6 protein-coding genes and 1 pseudogene are annotated in these 4,448 nt (G+C 65.3%); 3 read left to right on the top strand and 4 right to left on the bottom strand.

Translation table 11 applies throughout. The features are described from left to right. The 3 genes and pseudogenes from MAXJ12_RS02225 to MAXJ12_RS02215 all read left to right on the top strand — a co-directional run. Positions 1-211, top strand: a pseudogene (locus MAXJ12_RS02225) (sorbosone dehydrogenase family protein); the annotation flags it as partial. 133 nt (positions 212-344) lie between these two features. Further along, the gene (locus MAXJ12_RS02220; RefSeq protein WP_008834116.1) at positions 345-1,724 is read left to right on the top strand and encodes a cytochrome ubiquinol oxidase subunit I; all 1,380 of its coding nucleotides are present in this window, start codon (positions 345-347) and stop codon (positions 1,722-1,724) included. Then, positions 1,721-2,725: a cytochrome d ubiquinol oxidase subunit II gene (locus MAXJ12_RS02215; RefSeq protein WP_008834115.1), complete on the top strand. Its 1,005-nt coding sequence runs from the start codon at positions 1,721-1,723 to the stop codon at positions 2,723-2,725. Before MAXJ12_RS02220 ends, MAXJ12_RS02215 begins: the two co-directional genes overlap by 4 nt. On the opposite strand, the gene MAXJ12_RS02210 is transcribed toward MAXJ12_RS02215, so the two are convergent. From MAXJ12_RS02210 to MAXJ12_RS36480, 4 genes are all read right to left on the bottom strand, one after another. After that, positions 2,716-3,291: a GNAT family N-acetyltransferase gene (locus MAXJ12_RS02210; RefSeq protein ID WP_157999615.1), complete on the bottom strand. Its 576-nt coding sequence runs from the start codon at positions 3,289-3,291 to the stop codon at positions 2,716-2,718. The two genes, MAXJ12_RS02215 and MAXJ12_RS02210, sit on opposite strands and share 10 nt — an antisense overlap. Before the next feature lie 63 nt (positions 3,292-3,354). Further along, positions 3,355-3,795, bottom strand: a complete 441-nt coding sequence (locus MAXJ12_RS02205) for a carboxymuconolactone decarboxylase family protein (protein ID WP_008834113.1) — start codon at positions 3,793-3,795, stop codon at positions 3,355-3,357. Between the two features lie 171 nt (positions 3,796-3,966). Further along, a complete protein-coding gene (locus MAXJ12_RS02200; RefSeq protein WP_008834112.1) occupies positions 3,967-4,167 on the bottom strand; it encodes a hypothetical protein in 201 nt (66 codons plus the stop codon). Between the two features lie 154 nt (positions 4,168-4,321). Next, the coding region (locus MAXJ12_RS36480) for a homocysteine S-methyltransferase family protein (RefSeq protein ID WP_008834111.1) at positions 4,322-4,448 on the bottom strand (127 nt) is incomplete at its 5' end.

Genomic DNA, 4,448 nt, shown 5'->3' with positions numbered 1-4,448 from the left:
CCGCCGGCCACGCAGCGGCTACAAGGTTATTTTCGTGCCGTTCCAGAACGGCAAGCCTTCCGGCCCGCCGCAGGATATCCTCACCGGTTTCGTCAGCGCCGACGACAAGGCGCTCGGCCGGCCGGTCGGCGTCGCCATCGACAGGCGAGGCGCACTGCTCGTGGCCGACGATGTCGGCAACAAGGTCTGGCGGGTGGTCCCGGCACAGTAACGGTACCGCAACCATAGGCTGCGACACTCCGCCACTATCCTGAGCCTGCCGAAGGGCTGCGCCATAGCGCCGCTTTGACCGCGCGCTCGCTCGGGCATAGCTTTCGGTTGTAACAGCCGGGAAGGCACTGGTCATGGAAGCAGACCCGCTCATCCTGTCGCGCATCCAGTTTGCCGCGAACATCTCGTTCCATATCCTGTTTCCCGCGATCACCATCGCGCTTGGCTGGATGCTCCTGTTTTTCAAGCTCCGCTACAACGCCACCTCCGATACCGCCTGGATGCGCGCCTATTTCACCTGGGTGAAGGTATTTGCGCTGTCCTTCGCCATGGGCGTGGTCTCCGGCGTCACGATGAGCTTTCAGTTCGGCACCAACTGGCCGGGCTATATGGAGCGTGTCGGCAACATCGCAGGCCCGCTGCTCGCCTACGAGGTGCTCACCGCCTTCTTCCTTGAGGCGGTATTCCTTGGCATCATGCTGTTCGGCTTCCGCCGCGTCTCCAACAAGGTCCACACCGCCGCGACCTTCCTGGTCGCCTTCGGCACCACCATGTCGGCCTTCTGGATACTGGCGCTGAATTCCTGGATGCAGACGCCGGCCGGCTTCGAGATGCGCGACGGCGTCGCCCACGCCACCGACTGGTGGGCGGTCATCTTCAACCCGTCCTTCCCCTATCGTCTCGTCCACATGCTGCTCGCCTCCGGCCTGACGGTTTCCTTCTTCATCGCCGGCCTGTCGGCCCTGCGCTATCTGGTCGGCGATCGCTCGGAATCGATGTGGAAGGCGCTGCGCACCGGCATCTTCGCCGCCGCCATCCTGATCCCGATCCAGATCTTCGCCGGCGACCAGCACGGGCTGAACACGCTTGAGCACCAGCCCCAGAAGGTCGCCGCTATGGAGGCCAATTGGGAGACTGAGGCCAATGTGCCGCTGATCCTGTTTGCATGGCCCGACGAGACCACGCGGACGAACCGCTATGAAATCTCGATCCCCAATGCCGGCAGCCTGATCCTGACGCATCACGCCGCCGGCGTCGTCCCCGGCCTCAACGATTTCGTCGGCAATCACCCGCCGGTCGCGCCGCTTTTCTTCGGCTTCCGCATCATGGTTGGCACCGGCATCCTGATGCTCGTCATCTCCTGGTCTGCCACATATTTCCTCTGGCGGCGGCGCACTTTGCCGCGGGTGCTGGCCTATCTGCTGGTGCCGATGACATTGTCGGGCTGGGTCGCGACGCTCGCCGGCTGGTACACGACCGAGATCGGCCGCCAGCCCTGGCTGGTCACCGGCGTTATGAAGACTCACGAGGCGCTAGGCCCGGTCGCCGGCGGCCATGTCGCGATGACGCTCGCCGGCTATCTGGCCCTCTATTCGGTCCTTATCGTCGCCTATCTCGCCACGCTGGTGCATCTGGCGTTGAAGGCTGCGAAGGACGGCGACGAGTCTCCGCTGCCGTCGGTGCTCGGCCGGCCCCTGTCGCAACCGCTTCAGCATGAGGGGAAGACACCATGACCCTAGACTGGCCGATCCTTCTCCCGTTCATCTTCGCCGGCCTGATGGGCCTTGCAATCCTGATCTACGTCGTCCTCGACGGCTTCGACCTCGGCATCGGCATCCTGTTCGCCTTTGCCGGCGACGAGGAGCAGGACACGATGATCGCTGCCATCGGCCCGTTCTGGGACGCCAACGAGACTTGGCTGGTGCTCGCCGTCGGCCTCTTGCTGGTCGCTTTCCCGCTGGCGCACGGCGTCATCCTGACGGCGCTCTACCTGCCGGTTTTTGTGCTCCTGTTCGGCCTGATCCTGCGCGGCGTCGCCTTCGATTTTCGCGCCAAGGTGCCGGCCCACCGCAAGCAGCGCTGGAACCGGGCCTTCTTCGCCGGTTCGCTGATCGCCTCGCTGGCGCAGGGCTACATGCTCGGCGTCTACGTGCTCGGCCTGGCGACAGGGCTGCCGGCCATGGTCTTCGGCGCGCTGGTGGCGCTCTGCCTCGCCGCGGCCTACGCCGCCATGGGCGCTGCCTGGCTCATCTACAAGACAGAAGGCGAATTGCAGGAGAAGGCCGTGCTCTGGCTGCGCTCGGCGCTGGTCTTCACCGCGCTCGGCATGGCTGCCGTGTCGATCGCCACGCCGCTTGCCAGCCCGCGCATCTTCGACCGCTGGTTCGTCCTGCCCGACATGGTCTATCTGGCGCCGCTGCCCATCCTGTCAGCCCTGCTCTTCGCCTGGCTCTGGTGGCAAACCTTCCATCTGCCCAAGGCCAATGACCGCCACGCCATGCTGCCCTTCCTGACGCTCGCTGCCATCTTCACACTGGGCTTCGCCGGGCTCGCCTGGTCATTCTATCCCTTCGTGGTGCCCGACCGGCTCACCATCTGGCAGGCCGCCTCGGCGCCCGAAAGCCTGGCCATCATCCTTGTCGGCACGCTGTTCGTGCTGCCGGTCATCATCGGCTATTCATTCTACGCCTACCGCGTCTTCGGCGGAAAGGCGTCGGACCTGCGCTACGACTGACTGATCAGGAGTTCGCCGCCGGGTTGCGATGCGGCCCGCTTTTCGAGCGGTTTCTCCATATCCACGCATCCGAAACTCAGGTTCTCGCCCAATTCGATCGCCCGGCGTGCGGTTTCCCGGTATCCGAGCGCCTGGTAGAGGGCTACGCCCGAAAGGGTGGCCGTCAGCCTGAGCATGGAAATCCCGTGCTTCGCCGCGTCGGCCTCGGCGTGACGCATGATCGCGGCGCCGATGCCGTTCCGCGCAGCGGCCGGATCGACGAAAACGCCGCGCACGGTGGCGATGTCGCGCGGCGGGCTAGCCGCTCCGCTCCCGCGCTGGTAGCCTGGCGCCAGGCGCGACCAGCCGCCGCTGCCGAGCAGGTGGCCGTGTTGATCGGTCGCGACAAGGAAGTGTCCTTCCCCCACGACCGCAAAATCCATCGTGCCGAACTGTTCGACAAAGGCCGCGATGTTGTCCGGCGCATAGTGTTTGCCGCCAAGCACCCGCATGGAACGTTCCTGCATCGAACGGATTGCCGGGATGTCCGCCGCCTGCGCTGCGCGGATTGCGGTCATTCTGGACATGTTTGGAACTCGCATCTTGGGTTGAGCGGCGCGCGGGCGGGCCACCGCCCGCGCGCCCTGGCTTCAGTCGCCGCCGAATTCGGCCTTGAACGCCTCGAAATCGATCTGCATGCCGTTCAGAACAGCGCTCCAGTGCCGGGTAAGGCCGGCTTGGGCGACGGCTTCCGCGATCTCCTGGTCGGTCGCGCCCATGTCCTTGGCGAACTTGGTGTCGAGCCAGACGCAGTAGCGGCACGGGATCTGCGCCGCGACCGCGATGTTGATCAGCGACTTGACCTTGGGGTCGAGCGCGCCTTTCTCGATCTCCAGCCCCTTGGTCAAGGCCCAGGCGCCGGCGATGCCCTGCTTCGGATAGACCTTCATGAATTCCGGCAGCACGCCGTAATTCGCCTCGATGTCCTTGTAGGTCTCCTCGACCGTCGGGGCCTGCTGGGCGAAGGCCAGTGAGGCGAAGGTGAGCGCCGCGGCCGCAGCGGCGGCGGCGATGATGGTGTTCGTTCTCATGTCGTTCCTTTCGGTGGTGTGAAGGCGAGGGGGAAGGTTCCCTGCGTGGCCTTCGCGCGCAGGTCCGTGCGGCCGGGCCGGCGGCCCGCCGCGTCATCCGCCGGCCGCGCCGCTTGGGACTGCGAGGCCGGTACTGGATCTGTCAGGTCTGGTGTTGGCGAGCCTGCCGGCTCAAAACCGCATCAGATGCCGCCAGTGGCTGCGGGGTTCGCGGTGGATACCCATGTCGCGCAGCAAATGGTCGTTGAAATCTTCCAGCGAGCCGAATTCGCGCGCCTTGCGCCTGTTGTCGCCCGCGGCTGACAGCCAGCGTCTCATCCGGCCGGCAATGCCGTATTGGCGCGTCTCGTCGGGAAAGGTCGAAATGCTCATGACAATGCTCCGCCTTGGCGGGACGGTCCGTCCCGCCGCAAAGTGGGTTCAATGATTTTTCTCCTTCCCCCGTCCTGAGCCTGTCGAAGGATACGGGGAGAAGGTGCCGGTAGGCGGATGAGGGCTACCTCGTCTGGAGCCGAGAAACTCGGCCCTACGCAGCCTGCGGCACACAAGCCTCGCAGATCGCCGCGATATGGCGATGGTCGGTGCCGCAGCAGCCGCCCAGAATCCGCATCGTCGGAAACGAGGCTCTCAGCCCGCTGTAGCGCCGCCCGAGA

It is taken from the genome of Mesorhizobium alhagi CCNWXJ12-2 (assembly GCF_000236565.1).
Lineage (GTDB): Bacteria > Pseudomonadota > Alphaproteobacteria > Rhizobiales > Rhizobiaceae > Allomesorhizobium > Allomesorhizobium alhagi.
The sequence above is the reverse complement of the archived record's forward strand: the minus strand, read 5'-3'. Positions and strand labels throughout refer to the sequence as shown.

Excerpts from the sequence above, each read along its gene's own strand:
- MAXJ12_RS02220 (WP_008834116.1), top strand. The coding sequence starts at position 345 with ATGGAAGCAGACCCGCTCATCCTGTCGCGCATCCAGTTTGCCGCGAAC.
- MAXJ12_RS02215 (WP_008834115.1), top strand. The coding sequence starts at position 1,721 with ATGACCCTAGACTGGCCGATCCTTCTCCCGTTCATCTTCGCCGGCCTG.
- MAXJ12_RS02210 (WP_157999615.1), bottom strand. The coding sequence starts at position 3,291 with ATGTCCAGAATGACCGCAATCCGCGCAGCGCAGGCGGCGGACATCCCG.
- MAXJ12_RS02205 (WP_008834113.1), bottom strand. The coding sequence starts at position 3,795 with ATGAGAACGAACACCATCATCGCCGCCGCCGCTGCGGCCGCGGCGCTC.
- MAXJ12_RS02200 (WP_008834112.1), bottom strand. The coding sequence starts at position 4,167 with ATGAGCATTTCGACCTTTCCCGACGAGACGCGCCAATACGGCATTGCC.